This is a genomic window from Pseudomonas sp. Eth.TT006 (genome assembly GCF_054456575.1).
Genome location: NZ_JBTJEN010000003.1, coordinates 162525 through 187024, shown reverse-complemented (window position 1 = coordinate 187024; position 24500 = coordinate 162525). Strand labels below are relative to the sequence as shown.

At 62.2% G+C, this 24500-nt stretch carries 21 protein-coding genes; 15 read left to right on the top strand and 6 right to left on the bottom strand.

Annotated features, from left to right (window positions below):
- Positions 1-38: 38 nt before the first annotated feature.
- The 3 genes from ACXR0M_RS06855 to ACXR0M_RS06845 form a co-directional block, all read right to left on the bottom strand.
- Entirely contained in the window at positions 39-326 is a 288-nt protein-coding gene (locus ACXR0M_RS06855) for a type II toxin-antitoxin system RelE/ParE family toxin (protein WP_458831115.1), read from the bottom strand.
- Positions 316-507, bottom strand: coding sequence for a type II toxin-antitoxin system RelB family antitoxin (relB, locus tag ACXR0M_RS06850; RefSeq protein WP_458831113.1), 192 nt, complete (start codon positions 505-507; stop codon positions 316-318). The genes ACXR0M_RS06855 and relB overlap by 11 nt, the downstream gene beginning before the upstream one ends.
- Before the next feature lie 269 nt (positions 508-776).
- Complete coding sequence (locus ACXR0M_RS06845; RefSeq protein WP_458831112.1) at positions 777-1724, bottom strand: SphA family protein; 948 nt, start codon at positions 1722-1724, stop codon at positions 777-779.
- Between the two features lie 210 nt (positions 1725-1934).
- On the opposite strand from ACXR0M_RS06845, the gene ACXR0M_RS06840 reads away from it, so the two are divergent.
- The 8 genes from ACXR0M_RS06840 to ACXR0M_RS06805 all read left to right on the top strand — a co-directional run bounded on the left by ACXR0M_RS06840 (position 1935) and on the right by ACXR0M_RS06805 (position 9388).
- Positions 1935-2975, top strand: a complete 1041-nt coding sequence (locus tag ACXR0M_RS06840) for an AraC family transcriptional regulator (protein WP_458831110.1) — start codon at positions 1935-1937, stop codon at positions 2973-2975.
- A 141-nt stretch (positions 2976-3116) separates the two neighbouring features.
- Positions 3117-4004: a Dyp-type peroxidase gene (locus tag ACXR0M_RS06835; protein ID WP_458831107.1), complete on the top strand. Its 888-nt coding sequence runs from the start codon at positions 3117-3119 to the stop codon at positions 4002-4004.
- Positions 4005-4031: 27 nt separating this feature from the next.
- On the top strand, positions 4032-5000 hold the full coding sequence (locus tag ACXR0M_RS06830) for a Gfo/Idh/MocA family protein (protein WP_458831105.1): 969 nt from the start codon (positions 4032-4034) through the stop codon (positions 4998-5000).
- A gap of 223 nt (positions 5001-5223) precedes the next feature.
- Positions 5224-5991: a GntR family transcriptional regulator gene (locus ACXR0M_RS06825; protein ID WP_458831103.1), complete on the top strand. Its 768-nt coding sequence runs from the start codon at positions 5224-5226 to the stop codon at positions 5989-5991.
- Positions 5988-7718 (top strand): fumarate reductase/succinate dehydrogenase flavoprotein subunit, encoded by a 1731-nt coding sequence (locus ACXR0M_RS06820; protein ID WP_458831101.1) that lies wholly within the window; start codon positions 5988-5990, stop codon positions 7716-7718. Before ACXR0M_RS06825 ends, ACXR0M_RS06820 begins: the two co-directional genes overlap by 4 nt.
- Before the next feature lie 25 nt (positions 7719-7743).
- Positions 7744-7989: a 4Fe-4S dicluster domain-containing protein gene (locus ACXR0M_RS06815; RefSeq protein ID WP_003225615.1), complete on the top strand. Its 246-nt coding sequence runs from the start codon at positions 7744-7746 to the stop codon at positions 7987-7989.
- A gap of 161 nt (positions 7990-8150) precedes the next feature.
- Positions 8151-9113: a HEAT repeat domain-containing protein gene (locus ACXR0M_RS06810; RefSeq protein WP_458831098.1), complete on the top strand. Its 963-nt coding sequence runs from the start codon at positions 8151-8153 to the stop codon at positions 9111-9113.
- Positions 9110-9388 (top strand): DUF971 domain-containing protein, encoded by a 279-nt coding sequence (locus tag ACXR0M_RS06805; RefSeq protein ID WP_458831096.1) that lies wholly within the window; start codon positions 9110-9112, stop codon positions 9386-9388. The genes ACXR0M_RS06810 and ACXR0M_RS06805 overlap by 4 nt, the downstream gene beginning before the upstream one ends.
- A 124-nt stretch (positions 9389-9512) precedes the next feature.
- Here ACXR0M_RS06805 and ACXR0M_RS06800 read toward each other — a convergent pair whose 3' ends face one another.
- The 3 genes from ACXR0M_RS06800 to ACXR0M_RS06790 form a co-directional block, all read right to left on the bottom strand.
- Positions 9513-11171, bottom strand: coding sequence for a phosphoethanolamine transferase (locus ACXR0M_RS06800; RefSeq protein ID WP_458831094.1), 1659 nt, complete (start codon positions 11169-11171; stop codon positions 9513-9515).
- 253 nt (positions 11172-11424) lie between these two features.
- Positions 11425-12162: a TorF family putative porin gene (locus tag ACXR0M_RS06795; protein WP_458831092.1), complete on the bottom strand. Its 738-nt coding sequence runs from the start codon at positions 12160-12162 to the stop codon at positions 11425-11427.
- Positions 12163-12350: 188 nt separating this feature from the next.
- Entirely contained in the window at positions 12351-14093 is a 1743-nt protein-coding gene (locus tag ACXR0M_RS06790) for an amidohydrolase (RefSeq protein ID WP_458831090.1), read from the bottom strand.
- A 103-nt stretch (positions 14094-14196) separates the two neighbouring features.
- Between ACXR0M_RS06790 and ACXR0M_RS06785 the strand changes: the two genes are divergently transcribed.
- The 7 genes from ACXR0M_RS06785 (at position 14197) to ACXR0M_RS06755 (ending at position 24335) form a co-directional block, all read left to right on the top strand.
- Positions 14197-15114, top strand: a complete 918-nt coding sequence (locus ACXR0M_RS06785; protein WP_458831088.1) for a LysR family transcriptional regulator — start codon at positions 14197-14199, stop codon at positions 15112-15114.
- A gap of 175 nt (positions 15115-15289) precedes the next feature.
- Positions 15290-15907, top strand: a complete 618-nt coding sequence (gene lexA / locus ACXR0M_RS06780; RefSeq protein WP_458831086.1) for a transcriptional repressor LexA — start codon at positions 15290-15292, stop codon at positions 15905-15907.
- Positions 15907-16524 (top strand): translesion DNA synthesis-associated protein ImuA, encoded by a 618-nt coding sequence (gene imuA, locus ACXR0M_RS06775; RefSeq protein ID WP_458831084.1) that lies wholly within the window; start codon positions 15907-15909, stop codon positions 16522-16524. The genes lexA and imuA overlap by 1 nt, the downstream gene beginning before the upstream one ends.
- 7 nt (positions 16525-16531) lie before the next feature.
- Positions 16532-17947 (top strand): Y-family DNA polymerase, encoded by a 1416-nt coding sequence (locus ACXR0M_RS06770; RefSeq protein WP_458831082.1) that lies wholly within the window; start codon positions 16532-16534, stop codon positions 17945-17947.
- Positions 17944-21021 carry an error-prone DNA polymerase gene (locus ACXR0M_RS06765; RefSeq protein ID WP_458831080.1) on the top strand — a complete coding sequence of 1026 codons (3078 nt, stop codon included), beginning with the start codon at positions 17944-17946 and terminating at the stop codon, positions 21019-21021. The genes ACXR0M_RS06770 and ACXR0M_RS06765 overlap by 4 nt, the downstream gene beginning before the upstream one ends.
- Before the next feature lie 380 nt (positions 21022-21401).
- Positions 21402-22091, top strand: coding sequence for a GntR family transcriptional regulator (locus ACXR0M_RS06760; protein ID WP_458831078.1), 690 nt, complete (start codon positions 21402-21404; stop codon positions 22089-22091).
- A gap of 132 nt (positions 22092-22223) precedes the next feature.
- Positions 22224-24335 (top strand): ATP-binding protein, encoded by a 2112-nt coding sequence (locus ACXR0M_RS06755; protein ID WP_458831076.1) that lies wholly within the window; start codon positions 22224-22226, stop codon positions 24333-24335.
- Positions 24336-24500: the final 165 nt, after the last annotated feature.

Sequence of the window (24500 nt, the reverse complement as noted above, 5' to 3'; positions counted from 1 at the left end):
CGTGTAGTACTTTGGGCGGCCTGTTGTCGCCCTTTTTTTCAGGTTGATGGAAGGGCTTGGGGATACGCTTGTCGAGCATGCAAAAGGTTCAGGATCTCGATGCGGTCGGTCACCCGATAAACCACGACGTAGTTGGGATGGACAACGATTTCCCGGGTACCGGCCACGCGGCCGAATCGATAAAGGAAGGGATGCCGTGGAAGGCTCGAGGTCGCCGTTTCGATGGTCGCGTTAAGTTGACTGGCCGCAACGGGGTTGCGGTCAGAGATGTAGTTCAGGGTTTGCCAGAGTTGCGTGCGAGCTTCGGGACGCCAGTCAACCCGCACTGTTTTTGTTGAGTTTCGATTCAATGAGGGCGCGCATCTCGGCCATCACTTGCTCGTGGGGAATGTTGGGTCGCGGATCATCCATTGATGCCTGCACCTGGGCGCGGAACCAGCGATCATAGCGGGCTGCCTGCTCCGGGGTTTCGCAGTCTGAAACGATAAGTGAAAGTTCGGCGCTCATAGTGACCTCCATGATCAATGTGAAGCAGTCTAAGGGGGATGTGGCTCGCTGTCGTCACTGGCAGGACGAAGTGCGCAGTATCTCGAAGACCTTGCATTAAAGATGTCAGACGTTTCCCTTGCCCATCCGGGAAAAACGACGGAGGTTGTCACCGGATTCCCACGACACGATTCCCCTGTAGGAGCTGCCGCAGGCTGCGATCTTTTGACTTTGTTTTTTAAGAGCCAGATCAAAAGATCGCAGCCTGCGGCAGCTCCTACAGGGGGGCGTCAGAAGGCGTAGGGGATGCTGATCTTGGCCCAGAGCATCTCGCCTTCAGGCCGGTTCTCCACGTCAAACTCCTTGGCCCAGCGAATCTCCGCGCTGGCGTATTTGAGGAAGGTGAAGTGCAGCGCCGGGCCGATCGCGAACACTTTGCCGCGCACGCCGTCATCCACATCCTGGCCGGCGAACTGCACGGTGTGGCCGTACTGTTTGTCGTCGGTGGTCTGCTTGAGGTAGTAGCCATTGACGCCGAGCATCAGGTCGTCGGTGATCTTGTAGCTGGCCGAATAATCGAAGTGGAAGATCTGCCCGGACTTGTAGTCGGTGTCCTTGTTCTTCTCGTTGAAGCTGTAAGTGGTCTTCATTGACACTTCGGTGTTGTCGGTCGGCAGCCAGGTGAAGGAGAACAACGGCTTGTAGGTGTAGAAATTGTTGCTGGTGTTGGCCAGCCGATCGATGCTGTATTCGCCGGTGGGCACGGTGACTTCCACGGCGGCGCCGAGGGTCAGGTGCTTGCCCATGTCCCACAGGATGATCGGTGCGAAGGTGGTATCGCCCATGCCTTCGCGGGTGTCGCTGAGGCCGAACACCGAGACTTCCTGTTTGAGCCAGGGCTGGGCGATGTAGCCGGCCAGGCGTCCACCGAAAATCCTCACCGGGCTCAGGTAATCGAGGCGCGGAATGACGGCGGTGGATTCGATTTCGACATTCGGCACCTTGCCGCCAAACGAGCTGATATTGAGCTTCGTCGCCTTGTAGTGGTTGTAGTAGAGGTTGAACGCGACCATGTTCGGCGGCAGGCTGTCGACCTCCAGCGGCAGCATGAAGAAGCCGTCGGTGCCGGTGCCGATGTTGTCGACCCCGGCTTCGGTGGCCAGGGCTGGCAGGGTCATGGCGCAGCCCGCCGTGAGCAGGGCGAGTGGCAGGCAGGAGGTCGCGCGGTTCGGGCTCATAACTGTCCTCATTATTATTGTGATCGGGACTGGTACCGGACGCACGCAGCGCCGGTACGTTACAAATAAGCGTTTGACGTACATTCGGGCAGGGTATTGGCGGACACCGAGGGGGGCTTCTGCGGACAGTCCGTCGACCCTGTGCTAACTTCCTTCGACATAACCGGTTACAAAAATAACAATCAAGCGTGATCCGGAATGTCAGCCCCCATGAACGTAAAAGTCCAAGACCCGACCTTCGAACTGGCGCTGGTGTCGCCGTTCCTCCTGCAAACCCTTGCCGAAGTCGTGCACAACAAGGGCATCGACCCGCAAACCCTGTGCCGTGGCCTGGGCTTCAGCCTTGAGGACCTGCAGGATCCAGCACAACGGATTTCCTATCGCCAAGCCGTGGCGATGATTCAGCGCGCGCTCAAAGTGCTGCCCAATCAAGGCCTCGGTCTGTGGGTCGGCGCGCAGAATGTGCTGGGGACGCTGGGCCTGCTCGGGCATGTGCTGTCGCTGTGCAAGACCTTGCGCGATGCCTTCGCGCTGGGCATCCGTCATCAGCACACGTCCGGCGGGATCGTGGTGTCCAGCGTTGATGTGGTGGGCGCGCAAGTGCACCTCGATGCCGAATGCCGCTTGCCGTTCGCCGATGTGCAGGTGTTCGCGGTCGAGGAGTTTTTCGCCAGTCTGCTGGTGTATGGGCGGGCGCTGGCCGGGGCCGATTTCAAGCCGATTGCCGTGGAATTCGTGCATGCCGCGCCGGACTATCTGAGCGAATACCAGCGCCTGCTCGGGCCGGATGTGCGCTTTGGCTGCCTGCACAATCGCATGCTGATCGATGCGCAATGGCTGGACGCCAGGCTGCCCAATCATCAACCGCTGGCGCTGCGTCAGGCCGTGGCCTTGCTAGAGCTGGAAGCGGCGCAGGTGCACCAGAAGCTCGATCTGATTCAGGCGGTGGAACGGGCGATTGCCCGCGACCTGAGCTGCGGCAGTCATATCGAGAAAATCGCCGGCGACCTGAACATGAGCAGCCGCACCTTGCGCCGGCGCCTGACCGAGCATGCGCTGACTTTCGAGGCGTTGCTGGAACAGGTGCGTCAGGCACGGACCCTGAGCCTGCTGGCCAATCCCGAGATGCCGATCGAGCGGATCACCGAAGAAGTCGGCTACAGCGATGTGCGCAGTTTTCGCCGGGCGTTCAAGCGTTGGACGGGGATGAGTCCGAGTGCGTGGCGTACCGAGAGCACTGCTGCTTTTTAAAGATCAAAAGATCGCAGCCTTCGGCAGCTCCTACAGGGATCGGTGTAGGAGCTGCCGAAGGCTGCGATCTTTTGATGTTGCTTCAACCCACAAATGCTCCCGCCACAGGTAAACTCCCGCGCACTTTCCCAAGGAGTTCACATGAGTTACTACCAGCCGGGCATCCTCGCCACCCCTGTTCCTGCGCAAGCACGTCACCTGTTTTTCGCCCTGGCGTCGGTAGAAGCGTTGCCGCAGGCGATCGACAACCTGCTGAATCGGGTGGACGGTGAGTCGGCGGTGGTCGGTTTCGGTGAACCCCTGACCAAAGCCCTCAACGTGCAGATCAATGGCCTGCGCAGCTTCCCGGCACTGAGCGGCGTCGGCGTGGAAAACCCGTCGACCCAGCACGCGCTGTGGGTCTGGCTGCACGGCGTCGACCGCGGTGAACTGCTCAATCGCTGCAACGCCTTCGAGGCGGCGCTGGCCCCGGCCTTCCGTCTGGTGGACATGCAGGAAGCCTTCCGCCACAAGGAAGGTCATGACCTGACTGGCTACGAAGACGGCACGGAAAACCCGCACGACGACGCTGCCATTGCGGCCGCGTTGCTGGGGGAGGGCAGCGACGGTCTGGTCGGTGGCAGCTTTGCCGCGATCCAGCAGTGGCAGCATGATCTCAAGGGGTTCCACAAACTGTCCGGCGAAGACAAGGACAACATCATGGGCCGGCGTCTGAGCGACAACGAAGAGATTGACGACGCGCCAGTCTCCGCCCACGTCAAACGCACCGCCCAGGAAAGCTTCGCTCCCGAAGCCTTTGTCGTGCGCCGTTCGATGCCGTGGATCGAAGGCGACCGCGCCGGCCTGATGTTCCTCGCCTTCGGCTTTTCGCTGGATGCCTTCGAAGCGCAACTGCGCCGTATGAGCGGTCTGGAAGACGGCATTGCCGATGGCCTGTATCGCATCAGCCGGCCGATCACCGGCGGCTACTACTGGTGCCCGCCGCTGCAGAACGGCCGCCTCGATCTGCGCGCCTTGCACATCGGCTGAGGTTTTTCACACACCCGGAGGGTGACCATGGACGTGGTGCGTTGGGGCATGATCGGTTGCGGCAGCGTCGCCGAGCGCAAGAGCGGGCCGGCCTTCTACAAGGCCCCCGGTTCGGCGCTGGTGGCGGTGATGGGGCGCCGGATTGAAGCGGTAACCGACTACGCCGCACGCCATGGCATCGCGCGGATTTATACCGATGTCGATGCGCTGATCAACGATCCCGAAGTGGACGCGGTGTACATCGCCACGCCACCCGACAGCCACCACGCTTACAGCCTGAAAGTCGCTGCCGCCGGCAAACATTGCTGCGTCGAGAAACCGATGGCACTGAATGCCGGGCAAAGTCGTGAGATGCAGCAGGCGTTTGCCGCTGCCGGAGTGCACCTGTTCGTCTCCTACTACCGCCGCTCGTTGCCGCGTTTTCAACAGGTGCGGCAATGGTTGGAGGAAGGGCGTATCGGCGAGGTGCGGCACTTGAGCTGGACACTGACCAAGGCGCCGTCGCCAGCGGATCTGGACGGTCGCGACAATTGGCGCACCAATCCTGCGGTGGCCGGTGGCGGTTACTTCGCCGACCTCGCCAGCCACGGGCTTGACCTGTTCCAGTACCTGCTCGGCGACATCGTCGAGGTCGCCGGTTTCACCGCGCGCCAAGCCGGGTTGTATGCGGCGGAAGACGCGGTCAGCGCCAGTTGGCGGTTCGCTTCCGGGGCGCTGGGCATGGGCTGCTGGAACTTTGTCGCGGATCGGCGCGAGGACCGGGTGCAGATCATTGGCAGCCTCGGGCGGATTGGTTTTTCGGTGTTCGATGAGCATCCCGTCGAGTTGCACGCGGATGAACAGGTCAACCTGGAAATCTCTCATCATGAGCATATTCAGTGGCACCACGTGCTGGGGATGAATGCGCATATTCGCGGGGATTCGCGGCATCCGGCAGTCGCCGAGCAAGCGCTCAAGACTGACTGGGTGATGGACCGGATCCTCAAACGCTGCTGACCCTTCAGACCTGCACAATCCCCATGTGGGAGCTGGCTTGCCAGCGATAGCGGTGGTTCAGATAGCCAATCAGTTGGCTGACAGAACGCCATCGCTGGCAAGCCAGCTCCCACAGGTAACAGCGTATGCCCTGTATCTAAGGTTATGCCCATTCGGTATTTCTCAACCTTGTCATAACAAATCTAAGATCACGTCATAACTCGTTATGACAAGTGATCCCGTGATGACCGATAACGTTCTGTCCTTAAGCCCGCTCTCCTTATCAAGTGTCCCGCTGCACACCCAGCTGCGCGATGTTCTGCGCGCGCGCATTCTCGACGGCGAATACCCGCAAGACAGCCAGATGCCCTCCGAAAGCGAACTTGGTGCGCTGTTCAAAGTCAGCCGCATCACCGTGCGCCAGGCACTGGGCGATCTGCAGAAGGAAGGGTTGATCTTCAAGATCCACGGCAAGGGCACCTTCGTCGCCAAGCCGAAAACCTTTCAGAACGTCAGCAGCCTGCAAGGCCTAGCCGAGTCCATGACCGGTCGCGGTTACGAGGTGATCAATCGCCTGCGCAGCTTCAAATTCATCCCCGCCGACAAGCGTGTGGCCGAGCGTCTGCAAGTCGCCGAAGGCGAAACCGTGGCGCAAATCAAACGTGTGCGGCTGATCAATCGCGAGCCGATTTCGCTGGAAATCACCTACCTGCCGAAAGCCATCGGCGAGCGGCTGGAGAAGGCCGATCTGGTCACGCGCGACATCTTCCTGATTCTGGAAAACGACTGCGGCATCGCCCTCGGTCACGCCGACCTGGCAATCGACGCGGTGCTGGCCGACAGCGATCTGACCCAGGCGCTGAACGTCGAGGCCGGCTCGCCGATCATGCGCATCGAGCGCCTGACCCACGACGCCAACGGCCAGCCGCTGGACTTCGAACACCTTTATTACCGTGGCGATGCGTTCCAGTACCGCCTGCGGATCGATCGGCAAAAAGGGGAGCAGGCATGACCCGCAACGTGATCGAACAGGAATACGACATCGTCGTCATTGGTGGCGGCACCGCCGGCCCGATGGCGGCGATCAAGGCTAAAGAGAAGAATCGCGACTTGCGTGTGCTGCTGGTGGACAAGGCCAACGTCAAGCGCAGCGGCGCGATCAGTATGGGCATGGACGGTCTGAACAACGCGATCATCCCCGGCCATTCGACGCCAGAGCAGTACACCAAGGAAATCACCATCGCCAACGACGGCATCGTCAATCAGGCGGCGGTGTACGCCTACGCCACGCACAGCTTCGAAACCATTGAGCAACTGGATCGCTGGGGTGTGAAATTCGAGAAGGACGAAACCGGCGATTACGCGGTGAAAAAGGTCCACCACATGGGCGCCTATGTGCTGCCAATGCCGGAAGGGCATGACATCAAGAAGGTGCTTTACCGCCAGTTGAAACGTGCGCGGGTCAGCATCACCAATCGCCTCGTGTGCACGCGTTTGCTCACTGACGCGGAGGGCGCGGTCAATGGCGTGATGGGCTTCGATTGCCGCACCGCCGACTTCCATGTGATCAAGGCCAAAGCGGTGATCCTCGCCTGCGGTGCGGCCGGGCGCCTCGGTCTGCCGTCCTCGGGTTACCTGATGGGCACCTATGAAAACCCGACCAACGCCGGCGACGGTTATGCGATGGCGTATCACGCCGGGGCCGAGCTGGCCAACCTCGAGTGCTTCCAGATCAACCCGTTGATCAAGGACTACAACGGCCCGGCCTGCGCCTACGTCACCGGCCCGCTCGGCGGCTATACCGCCAACAACAAGGGCGACCGCTTCATCGAGTGCGACTACTGGAGCGGGCAAATGATGTGGGAATTTCACCAGGAACTGGAAAGCGGCAACGGCCCGGTGTTCCTCAAACTCGATCACCTGGCCGAGGAAACCATCCAGAACATCGAGGAGATTCTGCACAGCAACGAACGCCCGAGTCGCGGCCAGTTTCACGCCAATCGCGGCACCGATTACCGCACGCAGATGGTCGAGATGCACATCTCGGAGATCGGTTTTTGCAGTGGCCATTCAGCGTCCGGGGTGTGGGTCAACGAGCGCGCCGAGACTTCGGTGAAAGGCCTGTATTCGGCGGGCGACATGGCGGCGGTGCCGCACAACTACATGCTCGGCGCGTTCACCTACGGCTGGTTTGCCGGGCACAACGCGGCGGATTTTGTCGCCGGACTCGATTTTTCCGCGCTGGATGTTCAACAGATCGAAAAGGAAAAGGCCCGGGTCTACGCACCGCTGGACCGTGAACACGGTCTGCCACCGGCGCAGGTCGAGTACAAGCTGCGGCGCTTCGTCAACGACTACCTGCAACCGCCGAAAGTGACCAAGAAGATGCAGATCGGTCTGCAGCGCTTCAGCGACATCGAGCGCGACCTCGAGCAGATGAAAGCCAACAACCCCCACGAGCTGATGCGCGCCATGGAAACCAGCGTGATCCGCGACTGCGCCGAAATGGCTGCCCGCGCCTCGCTGTTCCGCGCCGAAAGCCGCTGGGGTCTGTACCACTATCGCGTCGATCACCCGCAACGCAACGACAGCGAATGGTTCTGCCACTGCCATCTGAAGAAGGGTGACGACGGCCAGATGACCAGTTTCAAGAAACCCGTCGAACCTTACATCATCCCGCTCGACGCCGAAGAAATGCAGGCTTACGACCGCTTGCGGGTCGGCGCCTTTGCCGCTTGATGCATCACCACAGAGAGTTCGAACCATGGCCTATCAAGCCCAGGAAATCTTCTTCCGCTCCAACGCCCCGGTCACTGTCGATGAAGACAAATGCATCGCCGAAAAGGGCTGCACCGTGTGCGTCGACGTTTGCCCGATGGATCTGCTGGCGATCAACCCGGCCACGCAAAAGGCCTACATGGCGTTCGATGAATGCTGGTACTGCATGCCGTGCGAAAAGGATTGCCCGACGGGTGCGGTGAAAGTCGACATCCCTTATCTCCTGCGCTGACTGAGCGGACGCCATCGCTGGCAAGCCAGCTCCCACAGGGATTTGCAGTGGGACACAGATTTTGCAAACACCCGAGAAACCTGTGGGAGCTGGCTTGCCAGCGATGAGGCCCTTTCAGACACCCTAAAGCCACTCATAAAACTTTTGCCGCGATGTGCCCCATGACCTCATTTTTTGCCATGACCGATAACCCCGACATCCTCGCCCTGCAACCGCGCCTGAGCGCTGACGATCCCGGTGTGCGGCGCATTGCGCTGATTGATCTTGCCGATCTCGAAGAACCCGATGGCCTGCAGTGGCTGATCGAACGCCTGCGCGACGATCCGGCTGAAGAAGTGCGCGCCGAAGCCGCACGGCTGCTGGAAGCCTGGGAGGATGAGCCGGTGGTGGCGGCACTGTGTCAGGCCTTGACCGATTCGTCGCCAGCAGTACAAGCGGCGGCCGCGCAAAGCCTGAGCCTGCTCAAGAGCGAGTCCGCAGGCAGAGTGATTCTGCCGTGGGCCGAGCATGCGCAAGTCAGTGTGCGGATTGCTGCGTTCCGTGCCTTGCGCGAATTGCGTTTCGCCGACCCCGCGCCGGCTGCGCTGGCGGCGCTCAACGACGCCGACGCCAGCGTGCGCCGCGAAGCGGTCGGCGTGCTCGGTTGGCTCAAGCAGCTCGACGCACTGCCGGCGCTGGCACGTCTGGCCAGCGCCGACCCGGACACCGAAGTCCGCCGCGCCGCCACCGGCGCCCTAGGTCTGGCGTCCGGCGCCGAGGTGCTGCCGGCGCTGCGCCAGGCGTTGCACGATCAAGCCTGGCAAGTGCGCGAAGAAGCGGCAACCACGCTGGGCAAGGTCGGTCATGGCGACGCCGGCCCGGCGCTGATTGCAGCGTTGAGCGACGACTACTGGCAAGTGCGCCTGCGCGCTACCCGCAGCCTCGGGCGCCTGCGATTTGCCCCGGCCCTGGACGCGCTGATCGAAACCCTCGGCCATCGCATCAGCAACCTGCGCAAGGAAGCCGCGCTGGCTCTCGGCGAGTTGCAGGATCGCGGCGCGGTGGCGGCATTGCAGGCAGCGCAGGACGACGGCGACCCGGAAGTGCGCAAAGCGGTGCGAATTGCCTTGAGTCAGTTGCAGTGAATCCGTTGTCGCTGAGCAATTCGCAGAGTGAGCAGACCTTACGCCTGAGCTGGCCGGACGGGCGCGAATCAGTGCTCAAACACGCCGAACTGCGCCGCCAGTGCCCGTGCTCGCAATGCCGCGCGTTTCGCCTGAAAGGTCTGACGCCACAGGTCGATGAGCGAGTGCGCCTGATCGAGATCAACCCGCAGGGCTATGGCGTGCAACTGGTGTTCAGCGACGGTCACCAGCGCGGCATTTACCCGTGGCCCTATCTGGCACAGCTCACCTCTTGAAAACAACCGTTTCCCTGTGGGAGCTGGCTTGCCAGCGATGAGGTCGGCACAGCTTGCACCTGGGGTGACTGACAGGCCGCCATCGCTGGCAAGCCAGCTCCCACAGAGATCTTTATTGTTCAGGCTATTGCACTGCCGTCATCGCCGGCCGGCAACTGTGGAACATATCCAGCCCCGGCTGATACAGCGCAGTCTTTACCTCGAACAATCCCAGCACCGAATGGAACAGGTTGTCATGGCTCAGATCGGCCTGGGCGCTCTTGCCTTGCAGGCAACCGCGATCGATCCCCTCGTGGGCCAGGGTGGTGTCGCCGAACCACATCACCATCGGCACATGGGTCTGCGCCTCCGGCGCCAGTGCATACGGCGCGGCGTGCAGGTACAAGCCGTTTTCGCCCAGCGATTCGCCGTGGTCGGAGACGTACAGCATCGAGGTGTCCAGCGTGGCCTGATTGCGTTTGAGCAGGTCGATCACCTTGGCGAGGAAGTGGTCGGTGTAGAGGATGGTGTTGTCGTAGACGTTCACCAGCTCATCGCGGCTGCAGCTGCCCAACTGATTGGTGTGACAGATCGGCGTGAAGCGCTCCATGCTTTTCGGGTAGCGCTCGTAGTATTCCGGGCCGTGGCTGCCGTCGGCGTGCAGGACGATGATCGCGTGGCCCTTGAGGCTGTCGATGTAGCTTTGCAAATCGGCCAGCAGTGCTTCGTCGAGGCAGTTGTTGCCGTCGCAGAACGGCCCCGGCTGGTTCTTCGCGATGTCGCGGTGTGGCACGCGCAGGCAGGTGCCCTTGCAGTCGCTGTTGTTGTCCAGCCACAGCACCTGCACGCCGGCCCGTTGCAGGATGTCGAGCAGGCCTTCGTAGGTTTTGCCTTTCTTGTCGCTGTAATCCGCCCGCGGGAACATCGAGAACATGCACGGCACCGACACCGCCGTCGACGTGCCGCAGGAATGCACCTGGCTGAAGTTGAGGATGTCCAGTTTGCTCAGTTCCGGGTTGGTCTCGCGCGCATAGCCGTTCAGCAAAAAGTGATCGGCACGGGCGGTTTCGCCAACCACAAAGACCATCAGCGATTTCTTCTCGCGGCTGGCGGCTTTCGCGCTCATCACTGCGTCTTCACCAATGGCTTGCACCACGAAGTGCTGTTTGATGCCCAGGCGCTGCTTGGTGTACTTGCTGATGGCGTAGATGTAGTTGGTCGGGTTGATGAAATGGGTGAGCTTGTCCTCTTCGCGGAAGATCGGCGCATAGGTCGAATAGAACGCGCCCACCGAAGCACCAATCACCAGCACACAGGCAGCGATCACCAGCACTTTGTTGAGCAGGCCGCGAAAGAACGGTCGATAACTCACCGGCCAACGCCAGATCAGCGCCGCCGGCAGCACGCCGAGCAACAGCACGTAGGCCAACAGTTTGGCGTTGAACAGCGCGGCGGCTTCCCCGGGGTTGGTTTCGAACACGTTCTGGATCATCACCGTATCGATAGTGATCCCGTATTCGTTCATGAAATACGCGGCGCAGGCCGAGAGCAGGGCGACCAGACTCAGCGCCGGTTTCAGCGTCCAGCGAAACGACACCAGGGTCAGCAACAAGGTGATTGCCGCCCACAGGAACAGCCCGAACGAGGCCAAAAACGCCAGTTTGTGCGCGCCTTGCAGAGTGATCAACGTGCCCAGCGCCTTCCAGGTCGCCAGGTTGTACAGCGCCACCAGTGCCAAGGAAAACAGCAGCACCAGACGGGTCGAAGTGATGATTGGTAAACGCATTCCTTTGCCCAAAGCCATTACAGACATTCCTCTACTCGATAGAAAACACGCGCGGTTTGCGCGCGGGACTGTAGAGGAACATTAGTCAAAATTTTGTAAACATCTCGTAACAACCAGGCGACGCACCACCCTGTATTTGTAAACATCTCGTAACAACCATCCTTGCGCATTACCTGTAGGAGCTGCCGAAGGCTGCGATCTTTTGATCTTGTTTTTCAAATCAAAAGCAAAAGATCGCAGCGTGCCGCAGCTCCTACACGGGAGCGGTGGGTCAGAAGGATTTACTCACGCTCGCCACCACCGTCGCCGTGCACACGTCCTTGTAGCCCCAGTTGCTCAGGCACTGGCTCTGCGACAGATCGGTGTCGATGTAGCTCAGGCCCAACACCACCCCAGCCAGGTTGTGGCTCAGCTTGACCTCCCATTCACGGTAGCTGTCCTCGCCATGCCCGGACGCCGAATACAGGTGCGGATCCTTGAAGTCCATGTTGCCGTAACGCAACTTCAGCCCTGAGTCGAACGGTAGCTCGGTCTCATAACCGACGTAGGTGTAGAGCGAGCTCTGCTGGCTGTCGATCCCCGGCGCATCGCTGGAGTAATACGCCGCCAGCTTCACCCCGTACACGCCGAGAATCCCATAGACCTCACTCTGGTTGAACTGGCTTTCTTTGGGATAGCTGTACTTGAGGTAACCGACATCCAGGCTGACCGCGTCGGTCGCCTGCCACAGCCAGCCGGCGTAGTAGTCGACTTCCTGACGGGTTTTCAGGTCACCGCCAAAATCGACGTTGGAACTCCAGGCGCCGATGTACAGACCGCTGCTGTGCGCCAGGGTCAGGCCAGCCTGCACGGCCGGATCATTACGGGTTTGCGAGATGCCGCGAGTGCGGTAGTCGCTGGCCAGCGTCAGATCGACTAGCACGGCGAAGTCGTCGTTCAAGGGCAGCGCCTGGCTGCTCAAGGGCAGCAGGCTCAAGGAACTCAGGGCGAGCAGAGGCAAGGCTTTCATGTGAAGTCCCGGATGTTGTGATTGTTATGGGGCAGAAAGAGAGCTGTGGGGCGATTCGATCTCGGCAACCCTCACAAAACCTGTGGGAGCGGGCTTGCTCGCGAAGGCGGTGGGGCAGTCAGTGAAGATGCTGAATAGACTGGCCTCTTCGCGAGCAAGCCCGCTCCCACAGGGTGGCATGGCTGTTGTTATGGGTTGGCGGTGTAGACCTGACGTCCGCCAAACCAGGTTTGCAGAACCTGGGTGTCGTGCAGAGCTTTTTCGTCGACGCTGAACACGTCGCGGTCGACCACAATGAAGTCGGCCTGCTTGCCCGGCGTCAGCGAACCGATCTGCTGGTCCAGGCCAATTGTCCGCGCCGCGTTGGCGGTGTAGGCGTAGAACATGGTTTCGCGATCCAGACGCTCGTCGGCATTCAGTACGCCCAGCGGGCCGAGGCGGGTGATGGCCTGGGCCATGGCGTTGAACGGATTGGGCGACGACACCGGCCAGTCGCTGGCACCGGCAATCGTCGCGCCCTGTTTCAACAGCGAATGCGCCGGGTACTGATAACGGAAGGCGAGGGCGCTGACGTAAGGCTTGATCATGTCGGTGGTGTAGTCGTCGGCGCTGGCCCACAGCAACTGCATCGAGGCGATCACGTTCAGCGGTTTGAAACGCGCGAACTCTTTCGGGTTGACCATCTGCAGGTGCGTGATCGAGTGGGTAACGCCGCTCTGTCGATCCTGGCGTGCGCGTTCGATGCCGTTAAGCGATTCGCGCACCGCGCGGTCGCCGATGGCGTGGATGTGCACCAGCCAGCCGCGCTGGTCGATGGCGCTGACCAGTTCGCCGAAGTGCTGCGGATCGATCAGCAGTTCGCCCTGTTTGTGCGAGTTGCTGTACGGATCGATCATCGCCGCACTCTGCGCCGGGTATTCGATCACGCCATCAGCGAAAATCTTCACCCCGGGCAACGTCAGGTTGGGGATGCCCTGAAACTGCTGGCGCACCTTGTCCAGCATATCGAGGTCGGCGGGCAGACTTTTCGGGTTGGCCACCAGCAGCGCGGCGACGTGTACGCTCATGTCGCCACTGGCCGCCAGCGCTTTATAGGCCGGCAGCACACCAACGGTTTTCTCGGTCGGTTTGAGGGCGAATACCGCTTCCCCCGGTGCGGCGTTGGCGGCGGGGTCCATCCATGCGGTGATGCCGAGGCTGTTGTTGAAGCGCACGGCGGATTTGGCCGCCTTGAGCATGTCGGCCGCGCTCGGCACCGGCATTTTCGCCGCGACCCGGTCCCAGCCGGCATCCACCAGAAACCCGTTGGGCTCGCCGTTGGCCAGTTTGCCGATGGTGTCCTGTTCCGCAGCGGGCAGGGCCTTGAGCAACGCGGCGTCGATGCCGGCGCGCTTGAGCATGGCGTGGTTGGCCCAGGCGGTGTGGTGATCGCTGCCGGTGAACACCACCGGCACCTCGGCCCATTCCCCTTGGTTGAAAATCTTGCCCAGCGCTTCGGCCTGCGCCCAGTACACCGAACTCATGCCGGCAATGCTCAGCACGTCGCCGTGTCGGGCCTTGCCATCGTCACGCCAGGCGCGCAGGCGTTGTTCCAGTTGATCGAGGGCGACGACTTCGTCTTCCATGTTGGCCGAGACCATTTCCAGGCCGCCGAAAATCGCGTGGGAGTGGCTGTCGATCAAGCCGGGCATCAGGGTTTTGCCGCCGAGATCGATCACCTGCGTGCCAGGCTGGATCAGTGCCTTGATCTGCGCATCCGTGCCGACTTTCAGCACTTTGCCGTTTTCCACGGCCAGCGCCTGAACCTTGGGTTGCGAGCGATCGGCGGTGAAAATCTTGCCGTTGAGCAGCACCAGATCGGTGGCGGCCATGGCTTCCATCGAGGCAAAACTTAAAGCGCTGACCAGCAAACTCGGGATGAATCTTTTCATTGAAGATTTCCTTGTTATTACGTCTGATGGCCAGATTAGTGGCTGACATCAACCGACAGAACGCCTGTCGCACGAAAAACGTTTTTGCCTGAATGGAAAAAGCATGGACAAGTTGGGTGCACTGAAAATGTTCGTGGTTACCGCGCAGCTCGGCAGTTTCAGCCGCGCGGCCGAACAGTTGGGCAAGACCCCGTCGGCCCTGACCAAAGCGGTCAATCACCTGGAATCCGAGCTCGGTGCGCGGCTGTTCGAACGCAGTACGCGGCGGATTCTGCTCACCGAAATCGGCCGGGTCTATCTGGAAACCGCGCGCCTGGTGTTGCAGCGGCTGGACGAGGCCGGCGAGGAAATCGAGCAGTTGCAGCACGGTCTGCGCGGCAGTCTGAAAATCACCGCGCCGCTGGCTTATGGGCGGGCGTTTCTTGATCAGGTCTGCGACGGTTTTTTGCAGCAATATCCGCAGATCAGCCTGCAAGTGGACCTGTGCGATGCGTTCGTCAATCTGCTGGAAAGCGGCTACGACCTGGCCTTGCGTGAGGGCCACGACGACCTGCCGGGGCTGATTGCGCGGGTGGTCGGCAGCAATCGTCTGGCCCTGTGCGGCAGCCCGGACTATCTGGCGCGAAAGGCTTTGCCGGTAAATCCGCAGACCCTCGAACAGCATGAATGGCTGCTGTATCAACATCCGCTGCTCAGCCGTGAATTCTGGTGGGCCGAACGCGACGGCCAGCGCCTGAGCCTGGCGCAACCGACGGCGCCGCGGTTGCGCAGCGACAATTACGACCTGCTGCTGGCCAGCGCCCTGGCCGGGCGTGGCTTGTTGCACACGCCATTGTGGAGCGCCGCGCCGTACATCGCTGACGGGCGTCTGGTGCGGGTCATGGCCGATTACGAGATCGACCCCGATACCTTCGGCCCGCACATTCTCGCGGTGTACCCGAGCCATCGACGGGCCACGGCGAAAGTCGTCGCGTTCATCGATTACATCGCGGCCTTTCTCGCCGAACGCGGCCTGAGCTGACCCCCTCATTTGATCACTCTCCTGTAGGAGCTGCGGCACGCTGCGATCTTCTGATCTTGTTTTTATGGATCAAGATCAAAAGATCGCAGCCTGCGGCAGCTCCTACATTGGCCCGGCCGTTGATCGTTCCCGGCCGACCTGCGGTTATTGTCAGAAAAACCCTACAGGAGTACAAATGTACTCCATGACCACTCTTACTCCCCGCCGTACCGCCATCCTGACCTTTATCCGCGAACGCATCGCCGAACACGGTCAGCCCCCAAGCCTCGCTGAAATCAGCGAGGCTTTTGGTTTTGCCTCGCGCAGCGTGGCGCGCAAGCATGTGCTGGCGCTCACCGAAGCCGGGTTTATCGAGGTCAATCCGCATCAGGCCCGGGGCATTCGTCTGCTCGGGCAACCCGCGCGCCCGGAACTGCTTGATATTCCGGTGCTCGGTCGGGTCGCCGCGGGTGCGCCGATCGGTGCCGATGCCGACGTCCATAACCGCTTGCTGCTCGACCCGGCGCTGTTCTCCCGTACCCCGGACTACATGCTGCGAGTGCAGGGCGACTCGATGATCGAGGACGGCATTCTCGATGGCGATCTGGTGGGGGTGAAGCGCAATCCCGAAGCGCTCACCGGGCAGATTGTGGTGGCACGCCTTGACGGTGAAGTCACGATCAAACGCTTCGAACGTGTCGGCGCTACAGTGCGCCTGCTGCCGCGCAACCCGGCGTACCAGCCGATTGTCGTGCGCGACGATCAGGATCTGGCCATCGAAGGGGTGTTCTGCGGTCTGGTGAGGCAAGGCTGATGGGCGCCGTCGTTGCACTCGATACGCTGTTCAATGGCGGCCAGGTCTGGAAGGGCCGGCCTGCACCGCCGGCGGCCAGCCCGCAACCCACCGGCCACGCAGCGCTCGACGCGGCGTTGCCTAGCGGCGGCTGGCCGGAAGCGGCACTCAGCGAAATCCTTCTGGCCGGCCCCGGCGTGGGCGAGTTGCAACTGGTCTGGCCGACCCTGGCGCGGTTGTCGACGGCAGGCGAGCGCATTGTGCTGGTAGCGCCGCCGTTCGTGCCGTACCCGCAGGCGTGGGCAAACGCCGGGGTCGATCTGCGCCAGTTGTCGGTGATCCACGCCAGCGAGCGCGAAGCCTTGTGGGCGGCGGAACAATGCCTGCGCTCGGGCAGTTGCGGCGCGGTGTTGTGCTGGCCGCACAAGGCCGATGACCGCGCGTTGCGGCGCCTGCAGGTGGCGGCGGAAACCGGACAGACTTTGGCCTTTGCCTGGCGCCCGCTGAGCGAGGCGATCAACCCGTCGCCGGCGGCGCTGCGGATTGCCATCGACGCCAGGCCGGCGCAGTTGCGCGTGCTCAAATGCCGCGGCGGTCTGGCGCGCTCGGCGCCGATTGCCTTTACCGTGGGGCACTGAGGTCGTCATGCGCTGGGTGTGTATTCTGTTCCCGCAATTGGCGCTCGACGCGGTGCTGCGTCAGCGTCCCGATCCTGATGAGCCGTTGGTGCTGCTCAGCGGCCCGGCGCAGCGCCGGGTGCTGCAAGCGGTCAATCCGGCGGCGCGTAAGCTTGGCCTGCGCGCCGGACAGTCGATGACCGCCGCGCAGGCATTGAGCAAAGGTTTTGCCACTGCCGATTACGACCTCGCCGAAGTCGAGCACTGGCAGCAGTTTCTCGCCGCATGGGCCTACCGCTTCAGCGCGCAGGTCAGTGTGCATTACCCGCGCACCGTGGTGTTCGAGATCGAATCCAGCCTCGGCCTGTTCGGTTCCTGGGCGCAGTTCGAAGCACGTTTGCGCAAGGAACTGAGCGAACTGGGCTTCCGCCATCGCATCGTCGCCGCACCCAATCCGGTGGCGGCGCGGGTGCTGGCCAATGCTTACGATGGCCTGGTGGTGCCCGATGGCCAGGCCTTGCAGTATCACCTCGGCCAATTGCCTGTCGACCGCGTCGGACTGGAGCCGCCCGTCGCCACCGCGCTGGCGCGCATGGGCGTGCGTAACCTGAGCCAGCTGCAGAGCCTGCCGCGACAGGCGCTGGCCCGGCGTTTCGAAGCGTCGATGCTCAAACACCTCGACACCCTCTTTGGCGCACGTCCGCTGGCCTTGGCCTTCTATCTGCCGCCGGACCGCTTCGACGTACGCATCGAACTGAATTTCGACGTGCAATCGCATCAGGCGCTGCTGTTTCCGTTACGCCGATTGACCGCTGACCTCTCGGCCTTTCTCTGCGGACGTGACAGCGGCGTGCAGCGTTTCGATTTGCATCTGGAACACGCCGGGTTGCCGGACACGCTGATCAAGGTCGGCCTGCTCAGCGCCGAGCGCGATCCGGCGATGCTCTTCGAGCTGGCCCGAGGCCGGCTGGAGCAGGTGCAGGTCGCGGCGCCGGTGCGTGGTTTCCGCCTGCGCGCCGAAGATCTGCCGAGTTTCGTGCCGCAGTTTCAGGAGCTGTTCGATGAGCGGCCGCAACAGACTCTGCCCTGGGAACAATTGCGCGAACGCCTGCGCGCGCGGCTGGGCGACGAGGCGGTGCAGGGGCTGCGCTTTCAGGCCGACCATCGCCCGGAATGTGCCTGGCAGAACGGCGCCGACAAGCAGCCCTGCAGCGGCTTGCCGAGCGTGCAGCGCCCAGGCTGGCTGCTCGGCGAACCGCAAAGCGTGGCCGAAGGCTCGGCGCGGATCCTCATGGGCCCTGAGCGTATCGAGTCCGGCTGGTGGGACGGTGACGATGTGCGCCGCGATTACTACCTGATCCAGAACCGCGCCGGTCAGCACGGCTGGGCCTATCGTGCCGTGGGCGAGGGCGGTCCGTTGTGGCTGCAGGGCTGGTTTGCATGAACGATGGCTATGCCGAGCTGCACTGTCTGTCGAACTTCAGCTTCCAGCGCGGTGCCTCCGGCGCTCTTGAACTGTTCCAGCGCGCGAAAAAACACGGTTATCAGGCACTGGCGATCACCGACGAGTGCACCCTGGCCGGGATCGTCCGCGCCTGGCAGGCAGCGAAATCGGTGGAATTGCCGCTGATCATCGGCAGCGAAATCCGCATCGACAACGGCCCGAAACTGCTGCTGTTGGTGGAGAACCTCGCGGGGTATCAAGCCTTGTGCGGTTTGATCACTCAGGCCCGGCGACGTACGCAGAAAGGCCAGTATCAAGTGTTGCGCGAGGATTTCAGCGAACCGTTGCCGGGCTTGTTCACGGTGTGGGTGCCGGACCGCGTGAATGACCTGGAGGAGGGCCGCTGGCTGAAACAGACCTTCGGCGAACGTCTGTTTCTGGCGGTGCAGCTGCATCGCGGGCAGGACGACCAGCGGCGGCTGGCGGCACTGCTGAGTCTGGCGGATCAGTTGCAGATTGCCGCTGTGGCCTGCGGCGATGTGCACATGCACGCCCGCGGTCGGCGGGCCTTGCAGGACACCATGACCGCGATCCGCCATCACGTCCCGGTGGCCGAAGCCGGGTTGCGCCTGCACCCAAATGGCGAGCGCCATCTGCGCAGCCTTGAGGTGCTACGCGAGCTGTATCCGCCGGCGTTGCTCGACGCCTCGGTGCAACTGGCCCGGCGCTGCACTTTCGAGCTGAGCGAGTTGCGCTATCAGTATCCGAAAGAGCTGGTGCCGCAGGGACATACCGGCAGTTCCTGGCTGCGCCAGCTGACCGAAGAGGGCATTGCCTGGCGCTGGCCGCAAGGGCCGCAAAGCAAAGTGCTGAAGCAGATCGACGATGAGCTGAAACTGATCGCCGAACTCGGCTACGAAAGCTACTTCCTCACCGTACACGACGTGGTGCGCTTCGCGCGCGAGCAGAACATTCTTTGCCAGGGCCGTGGCTCGGCGGCCAACTCGGCGGTGTGTTTTGCCTTGGGCATCACCGAGATCGACCCGGACCGCACCACGCTGCTGTTCGAACGCTTCATGTCGAAAGAGCGCAACGAGCCGCCGGACATCGACGTGGATTTCGAACACGAACGTCGCGAAGAAGTCCTGCAGTACGTGTTCCGCCGGTATGGCCGGCAGCGGGCGGCGCTGACCGCGGTGGTCAGCACCTACCACGCCGCCGGTGCGGTGCGCGACGTGGCCAAGGCCCTGGGGCTGCCGCCGGATCAGATCAATGCACTGGCCGATTGCTGCGGTCACTGGAGCGACGAAACGCCGCCGCTGGCACGCTTGCTCGAAAGCGGCTTCGACCCCGACAGCCCGGTGCTACGCCGGGTGCTGAGCCTGACCGGGCAACTGATCGGCTTCCCCCGGCATCTGTCGCAGCACCCCGGCGGCTTCGTGATTTCCGAAGCGCCGCTGGACACTCTGGTGCCGGTGGAAAATGCGGCCATGGCCGAGCGCACGATCATTCAGTGGGACAAGGACGACCTCGATGCGGTCGGGCTGCTCAAGGTCGATATCCTCGCCCTCGGCATGCTCAGTGCGATCCGTCGCTGCTTCGACCTGTTGCGTCGGCATCGTCATCGGGACCTGAGCCTGGCGACGATTCCACCTGAAGACAAACCGACCTACGAAATGATCAGCCGCGCCGACACCATCGGCGTGTTCCAGATCGAATCGCGGGCGCAGATGTCGATGCTGCCGCGGCTGAAACCGGCGGAGTTCTATGATCTGGTGATCGAAGTGGCGATTGTCCGACCGGGGCCGATTCAGGGCGGGATGGTCCATCCTTACCTGCGCCGGCGCAACAAGGAGGAGCCGGAAACCTATCCCTCGCCGGAACTGGAAGCGGTGCTCAAACGCACCCTCGGCGTACCGCTGTTTCAGGAACAGGTGATGCAGATCGCCATCGTCGCCGCCGATTACAGTCCCGGCGAGGCCGACCAGTTGCGTCGTTCCATGGCCGCGTGGAAACGCCACGGCGGGCTGGAACCGCATAAGCAACGCCTCGCTGCTGGTATGAAGAAAAACGGCTACAGCGAGGAATTCGCCGCGCAGATCTTCGAGCAGATCAAAGGCTTCGGCAGTTACGGTTTTCCCGAGTCCCACGCTGCCAGTTTCGCCTTGCTGACCTACGCCAGTTGCTGGCTCAAGTGCCATGAACCGGCGGCGTTCGCCTGTGCGCTGATCAACAGCTGGCCGATGGGCTTTTATAGCCCGGATCAGATCCTTCAGGACGCGCGCCGTCATCAATTGCAGATCCGCCCGGTGGACGTGCGCGCCAGCGACTGGGATTGCAGCCTGGAACCGATCAGCGGCGCGCAACCGGCGATCCGCATGGGCCTGCGGATGATCAAGGGCTTTCGCGAAGACGATGCCCGGCGTATTGAAGCGGCGCGGGCGCGGGGGGCGTTTGCCGATGTCGCCGACCTCGGCGAACGCGCCGCGCTCGACAGCCGCGCCCAGGCGTTGCTCGCCGACTCCGGGGCATTGCGCGGGATGGCCGGGCATCGGCATCGCGCGCGCTGGGAAGTCGCCGGGGTGCAGAAACAGCTGGGCCTGTTTGCCGGTTTGCCGAGCCAGGAAGAGCCCGATGTGCTGCTGCCCAAACCGAGTGTCGGCGAGGACCTGCAGGCCGATTACGCAACCATCGGCACCACGCTGGGGCCGCATCCACTGGCGCTGCTGCGTGGCGAACTCAAGGCCCGGCGCTGTCGCAGTTCGCAGGAGTTGCTGGACGTCGAACACGGCCGGCCGGTGAGCGTCGCCGGGCTGGTCACCGGCCGACAACGACCGGGCACCGCCAGCGGCGTGACCTTCGTCACCCTGGAAGACGAGTTCGGCAACGTCAACGTGGTGGTCTGGCGCGATCTGGCCGAGCGCCAGCGTCAGGTGCTGGTGGGTTCGCAACTGCTCAAGGTCGATGGCCGCTGGGAGCGTGAAGGCGAAGTGCGGCACCTGATCGCCGGACGGCTGAGCGACCTGACTCCGTTGCTTGATGGCATTCGTGTGCAGAGCCGCGATTTCCACTGATCCTTTTCCCGGTCGAACACAAAACCTGTGGGAGCGAGCTTGCTCGCGAAGGCGATCGGTCAGTCAAAAAATGATTTGTCTGAAAGGCCGCTTTCGCGAGCAAGCTCGCTCCCACAGTGGATTTGTGTACCTTTGCAGGAGCAAGCAGGCTCACTCCTGCAAGGGAAATGCGTTGTTGGCAGCAGCCAGAACCGCTCGCGCCCTCCATCGCCCCCCCGGCTTGCGCTGCTCCCGCGCACCTTTCGCGGCCTCAATCCCGCGCAACTTGCGATCCAGATCCTGCATCTGCCCGCCGAAGACGATATCCTGCGCCACACTGATGTACGAAACGGTGCATAACGCTGGAGCAGCGGGTCTGCCGAGGCTGAAGGAGTGTTCGAATGACCGAGAAGAAACTCGAAACCACGGTCGACCGCGTCTACCAAGGGATTTACCTGGCGATCAGCAAGCGCTCTCTGCGTCCGGGGATGAAGCTGGGCGAAGCCTCGCTGGCCGAACTGTTCAATGTCAGCCGCACCTCGGTGCGGGCGGCGCTCAAGCAACTGGAAGCCGAGGGGCTGGTGACCACCGAGCCGAACAAAGGCGCTTCGGTGTCGTTGCCCAGCAACGAAGAGATCCGCTCGCTGTTCGAAACCCGGCGGTTGATCGAGATCGGCATGGTCACCGAACTCTGCCGACGCAAGGACACTGCCGCCATGCAGGTCCTGCGCGAGCACCTGCTGCTGGAAGACGCCGCCCACGCGGCGGGCGACCACGAGCAATTGATTTACCTGCTCGGCGAGTTCCACCTCAAGCTGGCGCGCAGCCTCAACAATCCGGTGCTGCTCGACTGGTTTCAAAAGCTGATTTCCCGCGCTTCGCTGTATATCACCGCGCTGGATGACGACAGCCATGAAGCCTGCCGCGACAACGAACATCTACGCTTGATCGAGTACATCGAAGCGGGCGACCAGAGCGCCGCCATCGAGCTGATCTGCACGCATTTGAACGGTATCGAGAAAGCGATTCTGGACGTCGCGGCGAAGATGAAAACCGGCTACCACCCGCTCAAACACCTGATCGGGGTCTGATCCGCGCCGGGCCTGCAGTCGGCGCTGTTTCAAATGAAACCAAAATGGCCTGCGAAGCTCGAAACTCACGGGCGTGCATCGTTTCAGCGGCGCGATGTATCGGGCAAACACCACAGGACACCGAGTCAATCGATGCAGTTTTTATCCGATAACCACGACTGTGCGGGCTGGAAAGGCGAAATGGCCGGGCGCATCTGTGCGTTCGACTGGCGGCAGACCGAACTCGGCCCGCTCGACACCTGGCCCGCCAGTCTGTGCAGCGCGGTGCAACTGATGCTGGCTTCGCCGCTGCCGATGGTCATGCTCTGGGGCCATGCCGGGTACATGATCTACAACGACGCCTATTCCAAGTTCGCCGGTGGCCGCCATCCGTATCTGTTGGGTGCGCCGGTGGAGCTGGGTTGGCCGGAAGTCGCCGACTTTAACCGGCATGTGGTTGACACCTGCCTGGCGGGTGGCACCTTGTCCTACCGCAACAAGGAACTGGTGCTGTTGCGCGATGGCGTGCCCGAAGACGTCTGGATGGATTTGTATTACAGCCCGGTGGCCAACGACGAAGGCGTGCCGTCCGGGGTGATGGCAATGGTGGTGGAGACCACCGAGCTGGTGCGCTCCGAACGCCTGCGCCAGGCCGCTGAAGATGCCTATCGGGCCGATAACGAACGGGTGCGGCTGGCACTCAATGCCGGCGCGTTGCTCGGCTCGTTTGTCTGGGACGTGAAGAATAATGTGTTGTCGGCGGATGAGCGTTTCGCCCGGACGTTTTGCTGTCCGCCGGATCAGGACCTGAGCAACCTGCCGCAGTCTTTTACCGAATCGCGGATCCACCCGGACGATCTGGCGTGGGTCCAGGACCGGGTCAGTCATGCTTTGCAAAGTGGCGAGCCGTACAACGCCGAGTACCGGGTGCGGCGCGCCGATGGCAGCTACCTGTGGGTGCTCGCCAGCGGCGCCTGCGAGTTCGACGAACAGGGCGCGCCGTTTCGCTTCCCTGGGGTGTTGATCGACATTCACGAACGCAAGATCGCCGAAGAGTCCCTGCTCAAATTCACCCGCAACCTCGAACAACGGGTCGCCGATGAAGTGAATGCGCGACTGGCCGCCGAGGAGCAATTGCGTCAGTCGCAGAAGATCGAAGCGATTGGCGGATTGACCGGCGGCGTCGCCCATGACTTCAACAACCTGCTGCAGGTGATCGCCGGCAACCTGCACTTGCTGGCGCGGCACGAACCGGACAATGCCAACGTGCAGCGCCGGGTCAGCGCCTCGCTGGCGGCGGTCGAGCGCGGGGCCAAGCTGTCGTCGCAACTGCTCGCGTTTGCCAGACGCCAGCCGTTGTCGCCGGCGGTGTGCGATTTGCGGCAGATCTTCGATGGCGTCGGTGAACTGCTCCAGCGCGCGCTGGGTGAAACCATCCAGATCGACATGCAATTGCCGCAAGACCCGTGGCACATCAACGTCGACCGCAATCAACTGGAAAACGCCATTCTCAACCTGGCGATCAATGCCCGGGATGCGATGAAGGGCGAGGGCACCATTGTCCTCAGCGCCCTCAATACCCGACTGGACAGCACCTTTTGCGCTGGCAAAGGCATTGTTGCCGGCGACTTCGTGCGGCTGGTGGTCAGCGACAGTGGCGCCGGCATTCCCCCGCAAATGCTCGAGCAGGTGTTCGAGCCGTTCTTCACCACCAAGGCTGATGGCGAGGGGACCGGACTCGGCCTGAGCATGGTCTTCGGTTTCGTCAAACAGAGCGGTGGCCACGTCGAGATCGACAGCACCGTGGGCCAGGGCACGCGGGTGCAGCTGTACTTCCCGCGCTGCCTGCGCTCGGTTGCCGCCGAAACCCCGAGCCCCGGCCCGCAGCAGGGCGGCGGTCACGAGACCGTTCTGGTGGTCGAGGACAACGACGCGGTGCGCGCCTCGGCGGTGGAATTGCTGCGCGAGGAGGGCTACCACGTGCTCACCGCCGGCAATGGCGACGTGGCGATGCAGATGCTGCTGGAAGGCGCCGACGTCGATCTGATATTCACTGACGTGGTCATGCCGGGACTGATCAAGAGTTCCGATCTGGCCGCCTGGGCCAAGGTGCAGACGCCGCCGGTACCGGTGCTGTTCACCTCCGGCCACACCCGCGACATCATCTCGCGCAACCACCAACTGAGTCCGGACACGCACTTGCTCGGCAAACCCTATGGACCGGAAGCGTTGTTGCAGATGATTCGGTCGGTGCTCGGTGCCTGAATTTATTTTCCTCTCACCCGCGAACAGGCTTCTTGTGGTGAGGGGATTTATCCCCGATGGAGTGCGAAGCGCTCCCTTGCTTGCGGCGGCTGCACCGCCGATCGGGGATAAATCCCCTCACCACAGAGTTCATTCGCGTCCTTGATTCTCTTTTAAAGGACCGCC

Excerpts from the sequence above, each read along its gene's own strand:
- relB (WP_458831113.1), bottom strand. The coding sequence starts at position 507 with ATGAGCGCCGAACTTTCACTTATCGTTTCAGACTGCGAAACCCCGGAG.
- ACXR0M_RS06845 (WP_458831112.1), bottom strand. The coding sequence starts at position 1,724 with ATGAGCCCGAACCGCGCGACCTCCTGCCTGCCACTCGCCCTGCTCACG.
- ACXR0M_RS06840 (WP_458831110.1), top strand. The coding sequence starts at position 1,935 with ATGAACGTAAAAGTCCAAGACCCGACCTTCGAACTGGCGCTGGTGTCG.
- ACXR0M_RS06835 (WP_458831107.1), top strand. The coding sequence starts at position 3,117 with ATGAGTTACTACCAGCCGGGCATCCTCGCCACCCCTGTTCCTGCGCAA.
- ACXR0M_RS06830 (WP_458831105.1), top strand. The coding sequence starts at position 4,032 with ATGGACGTGGTGCGTTGGGGCATGATCGGTTGCGGCAGCGTCGCCGAG.
- ACXR0M_RS06825 (WP_458831103.1), top strand. The coding sequence starts at position 5,224 with ATGACCGATAACGTTCTGTCCTTAAGCCCGCTCTCCTTATCAAGTGTC.
- ACXR0M_RS06820 (WP_458831101.1), top strand. The coding sequence starts at position 5,988 with ATGACCCGCAACGTGATCGAACAGGAATACGACATCGTCGTCATTGGT.
- ACXR0M_RS06815 (WP_003225615.1), top strand. The coding sequence starts at position 7,744 with ATGGCCTATCAAGCCCAGGAAATCTTCTTCCGCTCCAACGCCCCGGTC.
- ACXR0M_RS06810 (WP_458831098.1), top strand. The coding sequence starts at position 8,151 with ATGACCTCATTTTTTGCCATGACCGATAACCCCGACATCCTCGCCCTG.
- ACXR0M_RS06800 (WP_458831094.1), bottom strand. The coding sequence starts at position 11,171 with ATGGCTTTGGGCAAAGGAATGCGTTTACCAATCATCACTTCGACCCGT.
- ACXR0M_RS06795 (WP_458831092.1), bottom strand. The coding sequence starts at position 12,162 with ATGAAAGCCTTGCCTCTGCTCGCCCTGAGTTCCTTGAGCCTGCTGCCC.
- ACXR0M_RS06790 (WP_458831090.1), bottom strand. The coding sequence starts at position 14,093 with ATGAAAAGATTCATCCCGAGTTTGCTGGTCAGCGCTTTAAGTTTTGCC.
- ACXR0M_RS06785 (WP_458831088.1), top strand. The coding sequence starts at position 14,197 with ATGGACAAGTTGGGTGCACTGAAAATGTTCGTGGTTACCGCGCAGCTC.
- lexA (WP_458831086.1), top strand. The coding sequence starts at position 15,290 with ATGTACTCCATGACCACTCTTACTCCCCGCCGTACCGCCATCCTGACC.
- imuA (WP_458831084.1), top strand. The coding sequence starts at position 15,907 with ATGGGCGCCGTCGTTGCACTCGATACGCTGTTCAATGGCGGCCAGGTC.
- ACXR0M_RS06770 (WP_458831082.1), top strand. The coding sequence starts at position 16,532 with ATGCGCTGGGTGTGTATTCTGTTCCCGCAATTGGCGCTCGACGCGGTG.
- ACXR0M_RS06765 (WP_458831080.1), top strand. The coding sequence starts at position 17,944 with ATGAACGATGGCTATGCCGAGCTGCACTGTCTGTCGAACTTCAGCTTC.
- ACXR0M_RS06760 (WP_458831078.1), top strand. The coding sequence starts at position 21,402 with ATGACCGAGAAGAAACTCGAAACCACGGTCGACCGCGTCTACCAAGGG.
- ACXR0M_RS06755 (WP_458831076.1), top strand. The coding sequence starts at position 22,224 with ATGCAGTTTTTATCCGATAACCACGACTGTGCGGGCTGGAAAGGCGAA.